Origin of the sequence: Devosia sp. (assembly GCF_040509215.1) — a bacterium.
Classification (GTDB): Bacteria; Pseudomonadota; Alphaproteobacteria; order Rhizobiales; family Devosiaceae; genus Devosia.
In genome coordinates, this window is record NZ_JBEVLL010000378.1 from 1 (window position 1) to 16325 (window position 16325).

17 protein-coding genes are annotated in these 16325 nt (G+C 61.6%); 9 read left to right on the forward strand and 8 right to left on the reverse strand.

What is annotated here, in order from left to right; genetic code table 11:
- The 4 genes from infB to rimP all read right to left on the reverse strand — a co-directional run.
- A partial coding sequence (gene infB, locus ABW043_RS21200) for a translation initiation factor IF-2 (protein ID WP_353923182.1) occupies positions 1-2446 on the reverse strand: 2446 nt, incomplete at its 3' end.
- 5 nt (positions 2447-2451) lie between these two features.
- Positions 2452-3228: an RNA-binding protein gene (locus ABW043_RS21205; RefSeq protein WP_353923198.1), complete on the reverse strand. Its 777-nt coding sequence runs from the start codon at positions 3226-3228 to the stop codon at positions 2452-2454.
- Positions 3167-4771 carry a transcription termination factor NusA gene (gene nusA / locus ABW043_RS21210; RefSeq protein WP_353923183.1) on the reverse strand — a complete coding sequence of 535 codons (1605 nt, stop codon included), beginning with the start codon at positions 4769-4771 and terminating at the stop codon, positions 3167-3169. Before nusA ends, ABW043_RS21205 begins: the two co-directional genes overlap by 62 nt.
- Positions 4772-5401: a ribosome maturation factor RimP gene (rimP, locus tag ABW043_RS21215; RefSeq protein ID WP_353923184.1), complete on the reverse strand. Its 630-nt coding sequence runs from the start codon at positions 5399-5401 to the stop codon at positions 4772-4774. It lies immediately after the preceding gene.
- Between the two features lie 226 nt (positions 5402-5627).
- On the opposite strand from rimP, the gene ABW043_RS21220 reads away from it, so the two are divergent.
- Positions 5628-6875 carry a sensor domain-containing diguanylate cyclase gene (locus ABW043_RS21220; RefSeq protein WP_353923185.1) on the forward strand — a complete coding sequence of 416 codons (1248 nt, stop codon included), beginning with the start codon at positions 5628-5630 and terminating at the stop codon, positions 6873-6875.
- 39 nt (positions 6876-6914) lie between these two features.
- Here ABW043_RS21220 and ABW043_RS21225 read toward each other — a convergent pair whose 3' ends face one another.
- Entirely contained in the window at positions 6915-7580 is a 666-nt protein-coding gene (locus ABW043_RS21225; RefSeq protein WP_353923186.1) for a ferredoxin reductase domain-containing protein, read from the reverse strand.
- A 239-nt stretch (positions 7581-7819) separates the two neighbouring features.
- Here ABW043_RS21225 and ABW043_RS21230 point away from each other — a divergent pair, with 239 nt between their 5' ends.
- Positions 7820-8107 (forward strand): hypothetical protein, encoded by a 288-nt coding sequence (locus tag ABW043_RS21230; RefSeq protein WP_353923187.1) that lies wholly within the window; start codon positions 7820-7822, stop codon positions 8105-8107.
- 110 nt (positions 8108-8217) lie between these two features.
- On the opposite strand, the gene ABW043_RS21235 is transcribed toward ABW043_RS21230, so the two are convergent.
- The 3 genes from ABW043_RS21235 to metK all read right to left on the reverse strand — a co-directional run bounded on the left by ABW043_RS21235 (position 8218) and on the right by metK (position 10735).
- Positions 8218-8586 carry a winged helix-turn-helix transcriptional regulator gene (locus ABW043_RS21235; RefSeq protein WP_353923188.1) on the reverse strand — a complete coding sequence of 123 codons (369 nt, stop codon included), beginning with the start codon at positions 8584-8586 and terminating at the stop codon, positions 8218-8220.
- A 109-nt stretch (positions 8587-8695) separates the two neighbouring features.
- Positions 8696-9400, reverse strand: a complete 705-nt coding sequence (trmB, locus tag ABW043_RS21240; RefSeq protein ID WP_353923189.1) for a tRNA (guanosine(46)-N7)-methyltransferase TrmB — start codon at positions 9398-9400, stop codon at positions 8696-8698.
- Between the two features lie 78 nt (positions 9401-9478).
- A complete protein-coding gene (gene metK, locus ABW043_RS21245; protein ID WP_353923190.1) occupies positions 9479-10735 on the reverse strand; it encodes a methionine adenosyltransferase in 1257 nt (418 codons plus the stop codon).
- 205 nt (positions 10736-10940) lie between these two features.
- Between metK and ABW043_RS21250 the strand changes: the two genes are divergently transcribed.
- From ABW043_RS21250 to ABW043_RS21280, 7 genes are all read left to right on the forward strand, one after another.
- Positions 10941-11555, forward strand: coding sequence for a ribonuclease D (locus tag ABW043_RS21250; protein ID WP_353923191.1), 615 nt, complete (start codon positions 10941-10943; stop codon positions 11553-11555).
- Between the two features lie 10 nt (positions 11556-11565).
- Complete coding sequence (locus ABW043_RS21255) at positions 11566-12201, forward strand: hypothetical protein (RefSeq protein WP_353923192.1); 636 nt, start codon at positions 11566-11568, stop codon at positions 12199-12201.
- Positions 12198-12656 carry an LptA/OstA family protein gene (locus ABW043_RS21260; protein ID WP_353923193.1) on the forward strand — a complete coding sequence of 153 codons (459 nt, stop codon included), beginning with the start codon at positions 12198-12200 and terminating at the stop codon, positions 12654-12656. The genes ABW043_RS21255 and ABW043_RS21260 overlap by 4 nt, the downstream gene beginning before the upstream one ends.
- Positions 12653-13402 carry an LPS export ABC transporter ATP-binding protein gene (gene lptB / locus ABW043_RS21265; protein ID WP_353923194.1) on the forward strand — a complete coding sequence of 250 codons (750 nt, stop codon included), beginning with the start codon at positions 12653-12655 and terminating at the stop codon, positions 13400-13402. Before ABW043_RS21260 ends, lptB begins: the two co-directional genes overlap by 4 nt.
- Positions 13403-13523: 121 nt before the next feature.
- Positions 13524-15032: an RNA polymerase factor sigma-54 gene (gene rpoN, locus ABW043_RS21270; protein WP_353923195.1), complete on the forward strand. Its 1509-nt coding sequence runs from the start codon at positions 13524-13526 to the stop codon at positions 15030-15032.
- A 307-nt stretch (positions 15033-15339) separates the two neighbouring features.
- Positions 15340-15915, forward strand: coding sequence for a ribosome hibernation-promoting factor, HPF/YfiA family (gene hpf / locus ABW043_RS21275; protein WP_353923196.1), 576 nt, complete (start codon positions 15340-15342; stop codon positions 15913-15915).
- A gap of 48 nt (positions 15916-15963) precedes the next feature.
- The coding region (locus tag ABW043_RS21280; protein WP_353923197.1) for a PTS sugar transporter subunit IIA at positions 15964-16325 on the forward strand (362 nt) is incomplete at its 3' end.

Consider the following 16325-nt stretch of genomic DNA (forward strand, 5'->3'; position numbering starts at 1 on the left):
CACGAACGTTGAAGCCGATGACGATGGCGTTGGATGCCGCCGCCAGGGTCACGTCCGACTCGGTGATGCCACCGACGCCGCTCATCAGGATCTGCGCCGACACTTCGTCGGTCGAGAGCTTGTTGAGCGAAGCAACGATCGCTTCGACCGAACCCTGCACGTCGCCCTTGATGATCAGCGGGAACTTGGAGATGCCGGCGATCTTGAGCTGATTCATCATCTGCTCGAGGCTCGTTGCACCGCCGCCGGCCGTTTTTTCACGGATGGCGCGCTGACGATATTCGGTGACTTCGCGGGCACGGGCTTCGCTTTCGACGACCGAGAAGCGGTCGCCTGCGCTTGGCACGCCGGTAAAGCCGAGGACTTCCACCGGAATGGACGGGCCTGCGGATTTGACCTGCTCGCCCTTGTCGTTGATCAGGGCACGAACACGGGCAAACTCGGTGCCGGCGACGAGAATGTCACCGATGGCGAGCGTACCGCGCTGCACGAGGACGGTTGCCACGGCACCACGACCACGATCGAGCTTGGCTTCGATGACGAGACCTTCGGCACGACCATCGCGAGCAACGCGAAGTTCGAGAACTTCGGCCTGCAGCAGGATGGTTTCGAGCAGCTTGTCGAGACCAGCCTGGGTTTTGGCCGACACTTCAACGTCGAGCACGTCGCCGCCCATCGATTCCACGAACACTTCATGCTGAAGCAGTTCCGTGCGCACGCGCTGGGGATTGGCTTCCGGCTTGTCCATCTTGTTGATGGCCACGATAATCGGAACACCAGCCGCCTTGGCGTGCTTGATGGATTCAATGGTCTGCGGCATGACGCCGTCATCGGCCGCAACGACCAGCACCGCGATATCGGTTGCCTGCGCACCGCGGGCACGCATGGCGGTGAACGCCTCGTGGCCCGGGGTATCGAGGAACGTGATCTTGTTGCCGTTCTTTTCGACCTGATAGGCGCCGATATGCTGGGTGATGCCACCGGCTTCGCCCGAAACCACATTGGCTTCGCGGATCGCGTCGAGCAGCGAGGTCTTGCCGTGGTCGACGTGACCCATGATGGTCACGACCGGCGCACGATCGGTCAGATCCTCGGCCTTGTCGTCTGCCGGGATGTCATAGAGACCTTCTTCAACGTCGGCATCCGAAACGCGCTTGACCGTGTGGCCCAGTTCCGAAGCGATCAGTTCTGCCGTATCGGCATCGATCACGTCGTTGATGGTGGCCATCTGGCCCTGCGACATCAGCATCTTGATGACGGTGACGGAGCGTTCGGCCATGCGGTTGGCAAGTTCTGCAACCGTGATGGCTTCCGGGATGACGACTTCGCGGCTGAGCTTTGGCGCTTCCTGCTGGTTGCGGCCCATCTTCTTGTCGCGACGGCGACGCATGGCGGCGAGGGACGGACCCTTGTCGCGATCGTTTTCCGTCGTGGCGCTCGAAACGGTCAGGCGGCCGCGGGCGGCACCATCATCGGCGCGACGCGTCGGACGCTCCGGCTGGGCACGCGAGGCGCGACGAGCGTTTTCGAGTTCGGCTTCGGTCGTCGGACGCTGCTGCGGCGCACCGGTACGAACGCGACGGCCATCGGCCTCGCTCGGTGCGGCGGGCGGCACATTGCCGATCGGGGCCATGCCAGCGCCAGCGGGACGACGATCGCCGGCCGGACGGGTGCCGGTGCCTGCGGGGCGCGTGCCGGTGGAGCCAGCCGGGCGGGTATTGCCGGTCGGACGGGCATTCGGGTTCGGCCGTTCGCCGTCTGGGCGAGTATTGGACGGACGCTCGTTGGACGGGCGTTCGTTCGAAGGCCGCTCGCTACGCTGCGGACGCGTTGACTGACCCGGACGGCCCGAAACGGTACGGACGGCGGATGGACCAGGATTGCGCTGGCTTGCCGGCACGAAGGGCTGGCGCGGCTCCGGCGCGGCAGCAGCGGGTGCTGCCGGCGCGGCGCTGACGGCCGGCTCGGGAGCGGCGGCAACAGTGTCTTCTTCGGTGCGACGGCTCTCGTCGGCCTGACGACGCTCTTCTTCCTGGCGCGCGGCTTCTTCGCGGACCTGGCGACGACGATTGTCGTCCTCGATCCGGCGAGCCTCTTCAGCCGCAAAGCGCTCCTTGTCCTCGGCGGCGCGGGCGCCGGCAAGAGCAAGTGCCTTCTGACGGGCTTCGGCTTCCGCCGCGGAGAGACCAAGCGGGGCACGCTGGGTCTGCATGGGGCGACCCTGGCCGGGACGACCCGAACCGCTGGGACGGCCACCACCGGCCTGTGCGCCCGAGGGCACGCCGGCGGGTTTTGGAACCACGCGCGTCCGCTTCTCCACGACCACCGTCGCTCGCGAGGGACCGCGCGACGTGCCGGCACGATTGCCCAGACCCGGACCCCCCTTGAGGGTCAGCGTCTTCTTGGCGCCGGAATCGTCAGAACGCTTGTCGTCGTTATCAGCCATACTTCCTATCGTCTTTCGTCCTGTTCCACGGACAAAAGCACACCGGTTACCGCAGGGCGGTCGGTGTCGTTATCCGTCGGATTGGCGTCGTAGCGGGCCAGTCTATTGGCCTTGTCCAGCGCCGATTGGGCTGCCGCCCCTGTCATGAGGGCAGCATGTATCACATTTTCTAGTCCAAGTGCCAAACCCAATTGCACGCTTGAGAGCAATTCGAAATGCGGCACTTGCTTGCCGACTGCGCTGCCCTCGCGACGGGCATGATTGAGGGCGCGCAGGGCCCCCAGCATCTTGTTCTTGCCATCGGCGGCGCCGTCGGTCGCTGTCAGCAACGCGATGAGCTTTCCGGTCTCGATGGCACTCTTCACCTTCATACCGCCAGAGGTGAACTGGCCGGCTTTTCTCGCCATGGCGAGAGCCGAGGTAAATCTTTGTTCGAGCCGCAGCCGGGTCAGGTCCGCCAGATCGGGCGGAACATCGACATTCTCTTTCAGGCTCTTGGCAAAGGCCTTCTTGCGAACGGCCTCGGCAACGGCCTCATGGCTGAGGCTGATCCAGACGCCCCGGCCTTCGGCCTTGGCATCGGTATCGGGCACTATGGTGCCATCGGGCCCCAGCACGAAACGGATCAGGTCCTCAACCGGCTTTTCGAGCCGGGTGAGAGCACATGTCCTTATAGTTTCTTCGCGCCGGGCCACGTTTTCACTCCGAAGAAGGCGGTCCTTAGACCGCCTCCTCCGCGGTTTCGTCGCCGACTTCGTCGGCTTCGGCGGCCACTTCGTCAGCCTGGATCCAGCCGGCGCGGATGCGGGCCTGCAGGATCATGTCTTCTGCCTCTTCGCGGCTCACCGGGAAATCCTTGAAAGTTCCCTCGAAGCGCTTGGTTTCGCCATCCTTGCGTTCGCTCCAGCCAACGAGATCGTCAGCGGCGCAACCGGCAAAGTCTTCCACGGTCTTGATGTCTTCCTTGCCCAGGGCAACAAGCATTGCCGCATTGAGGCCCGGGATTTCGTAAAGCTCTTCCTCGACGCCGAGGGCAATACGCTCGTCGTCGAACTTGCGTTCGATCTCGGCGAGATATTCGGTAGCGCGGTTCTGGATTTCGCCAGCCGTCTCTTCGTCGAAGCCTTCGATGGAGGCGATTTCGTTGGGCTCGATATAGGCGAGCTCTTCGACCGACGAGAAACCTTCGGAAGCCAGTAGTTGGGCAACCATCTCGTCAACGTCAAGGGCCTGCATGAACAGGGTCGAGCGTTCTGTGAATTCCTTGTGGCGGCGTTCGCTCTCTTCCTGCTCGGTCAGGATGTCGATATCCCAGCCGATGAGCTGCGAAGCGAGGCGCACATTCTGGCCACGACGACCGATGGCGAGCGAGAGCTGCTCATCGGGAACGACGACCTCGATGCGCTCTGCCTGCTCGTCGAGAACGACCTTGGCGACATCGGCCGGCTGCAGGGCCGAAACGACGAGGTCCGCAATGGTGTCGGTCCAGGGAATGATGTCGATCTTTTCGCCCTGGAGTTCGGCAACCACAGCCTGAACGCGCGAACCACGCATACCGACGCAAGCGCCGACGGGATCGATCGAAGAATCGTTCGAGGTCACGGCGATCTTGGCGCGCGAGCCCGGATCGCGAGCGATCGAGCGGATGGTGATCACGCCATCATAGATTTCCGGCACTTCCTGCATGAACAGCTTGGCCATGAACTGGGGATGGGTGCGCGACAGGAAAATCTGCGGACCGCGCTGTTCGCGGCGCACGTCATAGACATAGGCGCGGACGCGATCGCCATAGCGGAACATTTCGCGCGGGATCAGTTCGTCGCGGCGGATGATGGCTTCGCCACGGCCGAGATCGACGATCACATTGCCATATTCGACGCGCTTGACGGTGCCGTTGACGATTTCGCCGACGCGGTTGGTATATTCCTCGAACATGCGGTCGCGCTCGGCGTCGCGCACCTTCTGCACGATGACCTGCTTGGCCGACTGGGCGGCGATACGGCCGAATTCCATCGGCGGCAGCGGCTCGGTCAGGAAATCGCCGACCTTGGCTTCGGGCGACTTGGTCTTGGCGAACTTGAGGTCGACCTGGCGGCTCGGCTCTTCGACGGCGTCGACGATTTCGAGCAGGCGCCACATGCGGGTTTCACCCGAGCGCGGATTGATCTCGACCTTGATCTCGGTCTCGGCGCCATAGCGGCCCTTGGCGGCCTTTTCCATGGCATCCTGCATCGCCTCGATGACGACCATGCGGTCGATCGACTTTTCACGGGCGACGGCATCCGCGATCTGCAAAAGCTCAAGGCGATTCGCGCTAACAGCCATTTATTTCGTCTCCTCGGGGAGGTTTTCGTCGTCATTGTCGGCATCGGCATATTCGACCGTTTCGGTCTCATCGTCGTCGATCGGATGCAATTCCTGATCGGCGCGCGCCATGTCCATCAATTTGTCGGTCATAACGAGCTTGGCATCGGCAATGGTGACGAAGGCAAGCTTGTGGTCGGGGTTGGTGCCGCCGGGCGCGTCGGGCAAACGGATCGTCACGCCCTCTTCGTCAACGGCAAGGATGTCGCCGCGGAAACGCTTGCGGCCATTGATCATGTCGAGCAGTTCGACCTTGGCCTCATGGCCGACGAAACGCTCGAAATCGCGCTTGCGCACCAGCGGGCGGTCAATACCGGCGGAAGAAACTTCCAGGTGATATTCGCGCTCGATCGGATCTTCGACATCGAGAACCGGCGAGAGATCCTTGGAAAGGGCCTCGCAGTCATTGATGTTGAAGCGGCCATTCTCGTCTTCCGCCATGATCTGCAGCGTGCAGCCATTTTCCGGCGTGACTTTGACTCGGACGAGCGCGTAGCCAAGGCCATTGGCCACCGGCTCGATGATGCGGGAAAGACGGGCTTCGAGGCCGGTTTCCTTGATGTAGCGTTTCTCGGTGAGATCGAAAGCCATTGGGTCCCAGATAAGCAAAAAGAGCGGGGCCGGTCAGGGCACCACTCTCTGTATGAGAGCAACGATGTTGGCCCCATATAGCCCCACTCCCGACAAAAGGCAAGGTCGGGCTTGGCAACCCTTCATAAAGCCTCCTCGGGAAAAGCCCCGATCCGAACGGGGGCGTTAGCCTTCGCGAAAGCACCACGGCTTAGAACTTTGCCAAAGCTGTTATCCGGGACCTGCAATGTCTGTCGCGCTCGACATATTCCCCCTGCCCCAGAAATCCGAAGACGAGCGCCTTGCCGCGGTTGAGCGCTACGACATTCTCGATACGCCGCGCGAGCCGGCCTTTGACCGTATCGCGGCGCTGGTGCGCTTGGTCTTCGGGGTCGAGACCTCCATCGTCTCGATGATCGATGCGCATCGGCAATGGTACAAGGCTTCCGAGGGCACACCCCTGACCGAAGTGCCGATCAGCGAAACCTTCTGCCGCTATGCCATGACCGGACCCGAACCGATGATCGTTCCGGACGCGAGCCAGGATGAGCGGTTTCGTGATTCCCCGCATGTGACCGCCGAGCGCGGCGTTCGCTTCTACGCCAGCGTTCCCCTTACAACGGAAGACGGGCACAATATCGGCACCATCTGCGCCATCGACAGCCATCCGCGGCAATTTTCGGGGCGCGAGCTGGAAATTTTCCGCGAGCTGGCACGTGTCGCCATGAGCGAAATGGAACTGCGGCGCCTCGCCACGACCGATGGACTGACGGGCATCAACACGCGCCGCGCCTTCAAGGAAGATGCGGAAAAATATGTAGCGCTGGCGCGCCGGCATCGCAGCCAGCTCAGCGCCATTGCCTTCGATATCGACCGGTTCAAGGCGATCAACGACACCTATGGCCATGCCGCCGGCGATGCCGTGCTCAAGGCCGTGACCAAGGCCGTCGAGCCCATCCTGCGCCAGAGCGATATCTTTGGACGTCTCGGCGGCGAGGAGTTCGGCGTCATCCTGCCCGATGCCGATGGCAATGCGGCCATGGTGGTCGCCGAAAAACTGCGCCACGCGCTCCTGCAATTGAGTTTTCCCGGTAGCCGGCCACCCCTTACCGTTGCCGCCAGCTTTGGCGTCGCCACCTTCGACCCCAGCGCCGACACCTATGACAGCCTGATGCTCAAGGCCGACGAGGCTCTCTATGAAGCCAAGCGCTCGGGGCGCAACAAGAGCATGCCCTGGAGCGGGGCAACCCTGGCCACCACCCGGCAGGTGGAGCGCCGCCGCGTGCTCAAGGCCGGCAAGCTGGTCTTCAATGACCGCCGATCGGTGATCGATTGCACGGTGCGCGCGCTGTGGGAGGACGGTGCCGAGGTGCAATTGTCCAATTCGGCCGACGTGCCGGACGAACTGACCCTCGAAATCCCATCGTCCAATTTCAAATGGGACGGCAAGGTCGCGATTCGACGCCCCAACAGTCTCGAACTCTCGTTCGGCTAGGCTTTCATTCCCGGAGCACACCGGCGCTTTTTGCGCTGGCTATTTCTCCCAGGTCACATTGCTGACGTCGGCGCCAAGCTCTTCGAGCATGCCGCGCAGCTCCTCGACCATAGGATCTGGTCCGCAGAGGTAGAAGTTGCCGGAAAAATCGGTGATGTGGCGCTTGAGGAAATCGGCGTCGATCCGCTCCTGCAGCAGTTTCGATTTTTGGTCATTGGTGACGGTCCAGAGCGTTTCGAGGCCTTCCATGGTCTCGAACTCATCGCGGAGGATGATGTCTTTCTCGCTCTGGTTGGAGACGATCAGCCGATTGCCGGCGATCTTTCCGGTCGCGTTAAGATTACGCAGGATGGCGATGAAGGGCGTGACGCCGGCGCCTCCCGCGATGAAGGTGCCGGGCCCGCGATACTGGATCGTGCCCCAGACATCGCGCAGGATCAGCTTGTCGCCCGCACCCAGCGACCAGAGCTCGTTGGTGACGCCGGCATGGTCGAAATAGCTCTTGATGGTGAATTCGAGGTTGTCGGCGTCGGGCAGGCAGGTGAACGTGAAGGGACGCTTCTTGTCCTGCCAACCGTCGCGATCAATGCTGACCTCGGTGGCCTGGCCGGGCGAGAAATTGTAGCCCTTCGGACGCTCGAGCCGATAATGGCGGACATTGTGGGTAACGGGCACGGTGTCGAGAATATTGACGCTGATCTGCATGGCTGACTCCTTGCTGTCATGAAACAACATTAAGCCGTATCGCCCGGTTCCAAGCTTCGTCACAGCGAGGGAACCTGGTTTCCTCGGGAGAACCGGGTTTCTTTCTAACCACCTGATTTACTTGTGAAACCGTCGGGGCACCGAGGCGTCTTTCAAGAGCAAGATTCTTGTTTTTCGTGTCTTGGAGCCGAAATTGCCGGGCCTATCTCTGGGGTGTTCAAACGAAAGGAACACCTGAAATGATCAAGAACAGCATTCTCGCCCTGACCACTGCCGCTCTCGTTGCCGGCATTGCCATGCCAGCCTTTGCCGCCACGATCGACCCCTCCTCGACCGACAACGACAAGAGCTATCTCACCGGCGAAGTCGCCAATGACTATACCCTGCTCCGTCTGCAGGAAAAGGGCATCAATGCCACCTCCGTCGAAGACTGGAACGGCCTCGTTCGCGCCTTCGTCATCAAGGAAGACGGCACCCAGGCCATGCAGCTTTTCGACGCTGACTCCCTGGCTCCAGTCGGCCTCTAAGCTTCAGCTCGTCGCGCCTTCGACCGGAAAAGCGGCAATCGCTTTTCCCGAAGGCGCCCTGAGCGTGACACTCCTGGCGCTGCCGTTCCCGGCGGCGCCCGAAGTCTCCGTCAGCGGAGGCTGATACTGTTTGAGAGATCAAAATTCTGCCGTGCGGCAGCAACGGCGTCGCGATTGCGGACGACGAAGGCCCGGCAGACATCGACGAGATCGAGCAGATCCCGACCTAAAGTCGTCAGTTCATAATCGACCCGCGGCGGAATGGTGGCGAAGGCCGTGCGGGAGATAAAGCCGTCGCGTTCGAGTTCGCGCAGGGTGGACGCCAGCGTCTTCTGGGAAATTCCGTCCATCGAGCGCCGCAGTTCATTGAAGCGGCGGGTGCCGCTACTAAGCTCAGCCACCACGACCAGCGTCCATTTCCCTGTCCTCATCGCCAGAAAACTATTGTCCTCATGCGAGAAGGAAAGCGTGGCGGACATTTGTGAGGCTCCGGAAAAATCGGCGTGCAGCCGATATGGGGAGCGAATGGCAAAGGTCCAGTGCCGCGACGGCGAACTTGTCGTTCACCGTCACGAAACGGTAAAGATTTCAGCGCCGGTCGAAGGTGAAATAAAAGCTGATCATGCGGCCTTCGCGCCGCGCCTTCTGCTCGTAGCGCGTCGGCTGCCAGCCCGGATAAGGCGTATGCCATGAGCCGGGCGCTTCCGGGGCGAAGGAAAATTCGGGCTCGCGCACGATATGGGCGAGGGTCCAGTCGGCATAGTCCTCGATGTCGCTCGCGAAGTGGAATGTGCCGCCCGGCTTGATCACGCGCGCCAGTTCCTTGAGCGTCACCGGCGAGACGAAGCGGCGCTTATGGTGGCGCGTCTTCGGCCAGGGATCGGGGTAGAGGAGATAGATCGCGTCAATGCTGGCATCGGGCAGCGTGACGAGCAGTTTGAGCGCATCGTCGGTGAAGAGCCGGACATTGCGTAGATTCCTGGCGATGGCCGCCTGCACCATCTTGCCGATGCCACCGGTGAAAACCTCGCAGCCGATAAAGCCGGTGTCGGGCTCTTCCTCGGCCTTGCGCGCCAGATGCTCGCCGCCGCCATAACCGATTTCAATGACGAGGCGCTTGGCATCCGGGAACAGCGTTTTGGGATCGAGGTGCTCGCTGAGCGCGATTTCGAGCTCTGGCAGCGTCTCGTCGACCATGGCCTTCTGGCCACCATGCAGTTTCTTGCCGGAGCGGCGGCCGAAAAAAGCGCGCGGTTCGCCGTCGCGGGTTTTGGGGAGCTGGTGGTCGGTCATGGCAAGAAATCTTTAGAAAAGCGAAGGCCTCTCCTCCGCATCGCGGAAAAGAGGCCTTGGGTCAATCATTGGCGTGAATCAGGCGACGGCCTGCTTCAGCGCCTTTACGAGATCGATCTTCTCCCAGGAGAAGCTGCCATCGCGGCCCGGCTTGCGGCCGAAGTGGCCATAGGCCGAGGTTTTGGCATAGATCGGCTTGTTGAGGTCGAGATGGGTGCGGATGCCGCGCGGCGTCAGGTCCATCACCTCGGCCAGGGCTTTTTCGAGCTTGGCCTCATCGACCGTGCCGGTGCCGTGCAGGTCGACATAGATCGACAGCGGCTTGGCGACGCCGATGGCATAGCTGAGCTGGATCGTGGCGCGATCGGCAAGGCCGGCGGCAACGACGTTCTTGGCGAGGTAGCGTGCGGCGTAAGCTGCCGAACGGTCGACCTTGGTGGGATCCTTGCCCGAGAAAGCGCCGCCACCATGGGGCGCTGCGCCACCATAGGTGTCGACGATGATCTTGCGACCGGTCAGGCCCGCATCGCCATCGGGACCACCGACGACGAACTTGCCGGTTGGATTGACGTGCCAGACGGTCTCGTCGCTGATCCAGCCTTCCGGCAGGGCTTCGCGGATATAGGGCTCGACGATCTTACGCACGTCGGCAGAAGTCAGGCTTTCATCGAGGTGCTGAGTGGACAGCACGATCTGGGTTACCGCAACCGGCTTGCCATCCTCATAGCGCACCGTCACCTGGCTCTTGGCATCGGGGCCAAGCTTGCCGGCGGGGCCGTGATTGGCCTTGCGGGCGTCGGTCAGGGTCTCGAGGATCTTGTGGGCGTAGTAAATCGGAGCGGGCAGCAGTTCGGGCGTTTCGCGCGAGGCGTAGCCGAACATGATGCCCTGGTCGCCGGCGCCGACATCCTTGTTGCCGCTTTCATCGACACCCTGGGCAATATCAGCCGACTGGCCGTGCAGCAGCACGTCGATCTTGCAGGTCTTCCAGTGGAAGCCGGACTGTTCGTAGCCGATGGCGCGGATGGCCTTGCGGGCGGCGGCCTTGAATTTGGACGGGCTGACGATCGGGGCACCGGCCTTGTCCTTGAGGACCTTGCCGTCCTTGTCTTTCTTCAGCAGCGTTTCGGGAACGCGCACTTCGCCGGCAATGACGACGCGGTTGGTGGTGGCGAGGGTTTCGCAGGCAATGCGGACTTGGCTCGCGTCCATGCCGACCTTCTTGGCCTCACGGAAAACGAGGTCGACGATCTCGTCCGAAATCCGGTCGCAAACCTTGTCCGGGTGACCCTCGGAGACCGACTCAGAGGTGAAGTGATAGGACGAACGGGCCACGTAAATGCTCCGGAAATGCAAAAAATGCCCGAAAATGGGCCAAACTGACCGTTTTGTGACACCGACTGCCTCTGCGGTCAAGGCGGATATAAAGAAAGCTTGATATGATCGGGCCGCAGGGTTGAGCAATTCTTGCCTTGGCACAGTGCCTTTCCATCGCCGTCTTGCTGTGCCAATGAAAGCAAAACACAAGAATGGAAAAGCCATGGCCATCAGGTTGCATCGCGGCGATTTGCCTAACCTCTCCAATTACGGCCGTGAGGTGGCGATCGACACTGAGACCATGGGGCTCGACCCGCATCGCGACCGGCTCTGCGTGGTGCAGCTTTCCCCCGGCGACGGCAGCGCCGATGTCATTCAGATCCCGCAAAACGCCACCGAGGCGCCCAATCTGGTTCGCCTGCTAACCGATCCCGGCGTCACCAAGATTTTCCACTATGCGCGCTTCGACGTGGCCGTTCTGCAGCAGCGTTTCGGCGTTGTCACCGGGCCGATCTATTGCACCAAGATCGCCTCGCGCCTCGTGCGCACCTATACCGATCGCCATGGCCTCAAGGAACTGGCGCGCGAACTGCTCAATGTCGATCTTTCCAAGCAGCAGCAGAGTTCTGACTGGGGCAATGAGAAGCTGACCGATGCGCAGCTCGACTATGCCGCGTCCGACGTACTCTATCTCCACGATTTGAAGCGCCATCTCGATCGCATGCTCAAGCGCGAAAACCGCATGGAACTGGCACAATCCTGCTTCGATTTTGTGAAGACCCGTTGCGCCCTCGATCTGATGGGATGGCAAGAGACGGATATTTTCGCTCATAGCTGAGGAACAGCCCTTGGCCTTTGCCGATCAGCCCGGCCGGACCAGACAGTATAAGCGCCTGCTGCGCCGCAACCGCGTCGTGGGCCTGCTGCGCTTTGTTGTACCCGCCGCGGGTTCGGTGCTGCTGGCAGCGCTGCTGATCCAGATCGTGATTTCAAGCTTTGGTGCGCGTTTTGGCATTGGCAAGATCGAGGTGACCCCCGACCGGATTCGGGTTGAAACGCCAGAATATGCCGGCACGCTGAGCGATGGCTCGACCTATCGCGTCTGGGCCGAAGAGGCGGCGGCGGCCATAGACAATACCGACCTCATCACCATGACCAATGTGCGGGTGATGCTGGAGCGCACCGACGGGGTGCGCCGGGAGGCCACGGCGGAGGATGCCATTCTCGATACGGTCAACCAGCAGGTTCGTATCGAGCATGGTACGGAAATCAGCGAATCAAGCGGCATTTCCGGACACCTCAATGATTCCATTTTCGACTGGGCCAGTCAGACCCTGACGGCCAGGGGCCCGGTGACCATCAACTATTCTGATGGCTCCACCGTGCGCGCCGAGGGCCTGGTGCACGAGGCTGATCGTAACCGCTGGACTTTCACCAAGGCGGTCGTCACGCTGCCCGAAACCCCCGGGGAAGAGCAGGAATGAATTTCAGTCGCTTCGCTTTGATCGCTGTTTTCGCAACTTTGCTTGCTGCGCCTGCGCTGGCGCAGACCGACGTGCAGATATCGGCCGACACCTTCACCATCGAAGAAGGGACCAAGGAAGCGGTTTTCGTCGGCAATGTCGTTATCAAGCATCCGACGGTCAATGTCTGGGCCGACAAGGTCGTCGCCACCTATGGCGATGGTGGCACCAGCGACATCAAGAGCTTTGAGGCGACCGGCAAGGTGAAGCTCGAAACGGACGAGCAGACGGCAACCGGCGATCGCGCCGTATTCTCGCCGGGCGATCAATTGCTGCGGCTGACCGGCAATGTCGAGGTCAGCAATGCCGCCGGCAGCGTCAATGCGCAGGAACTGGTGGTCAATCTTGCCACCAATGTCTCGACATTCACCGCCAGCGAGGGCGGGCGCGTCACCGGGGTTTTCACCACGCAATGAGCGAAAAAACGCGCATAGATCAGTCGGGCTGGCTCGTGGCCCAGGGCCTTGCCAAGAGTTTTGGCAAGCGCACTGTCGTGCGCGACGTGTCGCTGGCTGTGCGTCGCGGCGAGGCGGTGGGCCTGCTCGGCCCCAATGGCGCCGGCAAGACCACTGTTTTTACCATGATCATGGGCTTGGTGCGGCCAGACGCCGGACGCATTCAGCTCGATGGCAATGACATTACCCGCTTGCCGCTGTTTCAGCGTGGCCAGCTCGGTATCGGCTACCTGCCTCAGGAACCGTCCATTTTTCGCGGCATGAGTGTCGAAGGCAATATTCTCGCTATTCTGGAAAACACCGTGCGTGGCCGGACCGAGCGCAAGCGGCGGCTGAAACAGCTTCTCGACGAGTTTTCCATTTCCCACCTCGCCAAGTCCAATGCCCTCTCGCTCTCGGGCGGCGAGCGGCGGCGCGTCGAGATTGCGCGAGCCTTGGCGGCCGAGCCGATCTTCATGCTGCTCGACGAGCCCTTTGCCGGCGTTGATCCCATTGCGGTGGCGGAAGTGAAGGGTCTTGTGCGGCAATTGACGCAGCGCGGCATTGGCGTGCTCATCACCGACCACGCGGTGCGCGAGACGCTTGGTCTCGTTGATCGGGCCTATGTCATCCACGGCGGTTCGGTGATGATTCAGGGCAAGCCCGAAACGATTTCGGCAAGCCCCGAGGCACGTCGCGTCTACCTCGGCGAGAGCTTCGAGCTCTAGTATTCTTTTGGAACTGGCACGGAACTTGCTCTAGCGCTTGCCCTCCCCGGCGAAATCAGCCATGTTGCGCCCGGGAAGCCGCCCTTCGGGGCATCAAGTGACGCGCCAAGAGGTTGAATAGATGGCACTTTCGCCGCGGCTGGAGTTTCGCCAGGCTCAAAGCCTGACGCTGACGCCGCAGCTCATGCAGTCGATCAAGCTGCTGCAATTGAGCCATCTCGAACTCAACGATTTCGTCGACGCCGAACTGCTGCGCAATCCCCTGCTCGAACGCGAAGAAGGCGGCGAGGGGGGCGATGCCGAGCCGGCGGAGGCCCCCGAACAGGCGGTCGAACTCAGCGCCTATGAGGATACGGTTGCACAGGGCGACCGCATCAAGGATGCCGACCAGATCGCCGAGGGCTACGATACCGCGGTCGAGAACATCTTTCCCGAATCCAATCCCAACGAGATGGGCAGTGTCACCGGACCTGACCGCAACGGCAGTTTCGAGGGCGGCGAAGCGCCCGACCTCGACCAGTTCGTCGCCTCGCGCCCGCGCCTGTCCGACCATCTCGAAGCCCAGGCGCAGATGCTGTTGCGCACCCCGGCGGACCGGCTGATCGGCCAGCACCTGATCGATGGGCTCAACGAAGCGGGCTATCTCACCGTCGAACTCGACGCGGTGGCTGAACTCCTTGGCGCCGAACTCGGCGACATTGAAGCCGTGCTTGGGGCGCTGCAGACCTGCGACCCCGTCGGTATCTTTGCCCGCTCCGTTGCCGAATGCATGGCGCTGCAATTGCGCGAGCGCGACCGGCTCGACCCGATGATGCAGCGCCTGCTCGACAATCTGGGCCTCGTTGCCGAGCACAATATGGCGGCGCTGATGAAGGCCGTCGGCTGCGATCGCGAGGATCTGTCGGACATGCTCGGCGAACTGCGCCTGCTCGATCCGCGGCCGGGTCTCGCCTTCGATAGCGCGCCGATCGAAGCGGTGGTGCCCGATGTCTTCGTGCGCTCGGGGCCCGATGGCGGCTGGCAGATCGAGCTTAATAGCGAAACGCTGCCGCGCGTGCTGGTCAACCGGGTCTACTATGCCAGCGTCACCAAGAAGACCCGCGATACCGCCGAAAAGACCTTCCTGTCCGATTGCCTGCAGACGGCCAATTGGCTGACCAAGAGTCTCGACCAGCGGGCGCAGACCATTACCAAGGTCGCGGCAGAAATCGTGCGCCAGCAGGATGGGTTTCTCACCCATGGCGTCGCGCATTTGAAGCCGATGACGCTCAAAATGGTCGCCGAAGAAATCGAAATGCATGAATCAACGGTCAGTCGCGTGACCGCCAACAAGTATATGGCGACGCCGCGCGGCCTCTACGAGATGAAATACTTCTTCACGACCGCGATTTCGTCGGCTGATGGCGGCAGTGATCATTCGGCTGAAGCAGTTCGGCACCGGATCAGGCAGCTTATCGACGCGGAACTGGCGAGCGATATTCTGTCGGACGATACGATCGCCGACATGCTGCGCAAGGAGCAGGGCATCGATGTTGCCCGGCGCACGGTGGCGAAGTATCGCGAGGGCATGAATATTCCCTCCTCGGTGATCCGTCGCCGCCAGAAAAAGGCGCTGCAAAAGATCGCCTGAGGCGTCTTGCGTCACATCGTCTCGTTGAATGCTGTTTCTGGAACCACAGGCCGGGGCCTCGGCGTTGAGCTATTGCCCGGGGCGGCTGGGTTCACGGTGGGAAGGCTAATGGAGCCGCCCCGCCCTGTCATCCCCTCATTTGGCCATACCGGGCATGATGCGGATTGCCCCTGCCTTTGGCTGGGTCTAGCATCCTCAAGTCTGGCACCCCACATCAAAAGGGTGACAGTAGGCAGGAACCCGGATGTCGGGAAATCGGCTTCGGGACCTCTTGCGTCGTACACACGACCGAAAGGAAGAAGAAGCCATGGCCTTGCGCGTTTCGGGAAAGAATATGGATGTCGGCGATGCTCTGCGCGGTAAAGCAGAGGATCACTTTTCCACCGTTGTCGGAAAGTATTTCGACGGCGGCTATGACGGCCATCTGACCCTCACTCCAGACGGAATCGGCTTCCGTGCCGACTGCGTTGTCCACCTCGATTCCGGCGCCGTGTTGCAGGCCAGCGCCCAGGGAGGCGATGCGACCTCGGCCTACGAAGTGATGGCGCTCAATATTGAAAAGCGCCTGCGCCGCTACAACCGCAAGCTCAAGCAGCACCGCCGCGGCAATGGTGTCGGTGACGACGACGTGACGGCGCAGTACACCGTTTTCGGCGCCTCAGACGCCTTTGACGAGCTCGACGAGGACTATGCTCCCCCGGTCGTCGCCGAGACCACCAAGAACCTTCGCCAGATGAGCGTTGAGGAAGCCGTGATGGAGCTCGACTATTCCGGTCAGAATGTTGTGATGTTCCGCCACGCTGGACACGGCGGCCTGAATGTGGTCTACCGCCGCGCGGATGGCAATATAGGCTGGATTGATCCCGCTCTCGGGGTAAATTGACAGGCCCTGCTGCCATAGCAAAGCTGAAGTAGAGCCCAAGGCAGACTAATGGAATTGGCTGACATTCTGGCAGAGGATGCCGTACTTGACTGTACGGGTGTCACCTCAAAGCGCCAGCTGTTTGACATCTTGTCCAAAAAGGCTTCCGAGATCACCGGCAAGGACCAGAACGATATCCTTGCGGCCATTGCTGGCCGCGAGGAATTGGGGTCGACGGGTCTCGGGAATGGCATTGCCATTCCGCATGGGAAGCTCAATGGTCTCAAGGGTGTAACCGCCGTGTTCGCGCGGCTGGACACCCCCATCGACTTCGACGCGGTCGACGACCAGCCGGTCGATGTGGTGATCATGTTGCTCGCGCCTGTCGGCGCCGGCGCCGATCACTTGAAGGCGCTCTCGCGCGTGGCCCG

Excerpts from the sequence above, each read along its gene's own strand:
- nusA (WP_353923183.1), bottom strand. The coding sequence starts at position 4,771 with ATGGCTGTTAGCGCGAATCGCCTTGAGCTTTTGCAGATCGCGGATGCC.
- rimP (WP_353923184.1), bottom strand. The coding sequence starts at position 5,401 with ATGGCTTTCGATCTCACCGAGAAACGCTACATCAAGGAAACCGGCCTC.
- ABW043_RS21220 (WP_353923185.1), top strand. The coding sequence starts at position 5,628 with ATGTCTGTCGCGCTCGACATATTCCCCCTGCCCCAGAAATCCGAAGAC.
- ABW043_RS21225 (WP_353923186.1), bottom strand. The coding sequence starts at position 7,580 with ATGCAGATCAGCGTCAATATTCTCGACACCGTGCCCGTTACCCACAAT.
- ABW043_RS21230 (WP_353923187.1), top strand. The coding sequence starts at position 7,820 with ATGATCAAGAACAGCATTCTCGCCCTGACCACTGCCGCTCTCGTTGCC.
- ABW043_RS21235 (WP_353923188.1), bottom strand. The coding sequence starts at position 8,586 with ATGTCCGCCACGCTTTCCTTCTCGCATGAGGACAATAGTTTTCTGGCG.
- trmB (WP_353923189.1), bottom strand. The coding sequence starts at position 9,400 with ATGACCGACCACCAGCTCCCCAAAACCCGCGACGGCGAACCGCGCGCT.
- ABW043_RS21250 (WP_353923191.1), top strand. The coding sequence starts at position 10,941 with ATGGCCATCAGGTTGCATCGCGGCGATTTGCCTAACCTCTCCAATTAC.
- ABW043_RS21260 (WP_353923193.1), top strand. The coding sequence starts at position 12,198 with ATGAATTTCAGTCGCTTCGCTTTGATCGCTGTTTTCGCAACTTTGCTT.
- lptB (WP_353923194.1), top strand. The coding sequence starts at position 12,653 with ATGAGCGAAAAAACGCGCATAGATCAGTCGGGCTGGCTCGTGGCCCAG.
- rpoN (WP_353923195.1), top strand. The coding sequence starts at position 13,524 with ATGGCACTTTCGCCGCGGCTGGAGTTTCGCCAGGCTCAAAGCCTGACG.
- hpf (WP_353923196.1), top strand. The coding sequence starts at position 15,340 with ATGGCCTTGCGCGTTTCGGGAAAGAATATGGATGTCGGCGATGCTCTG.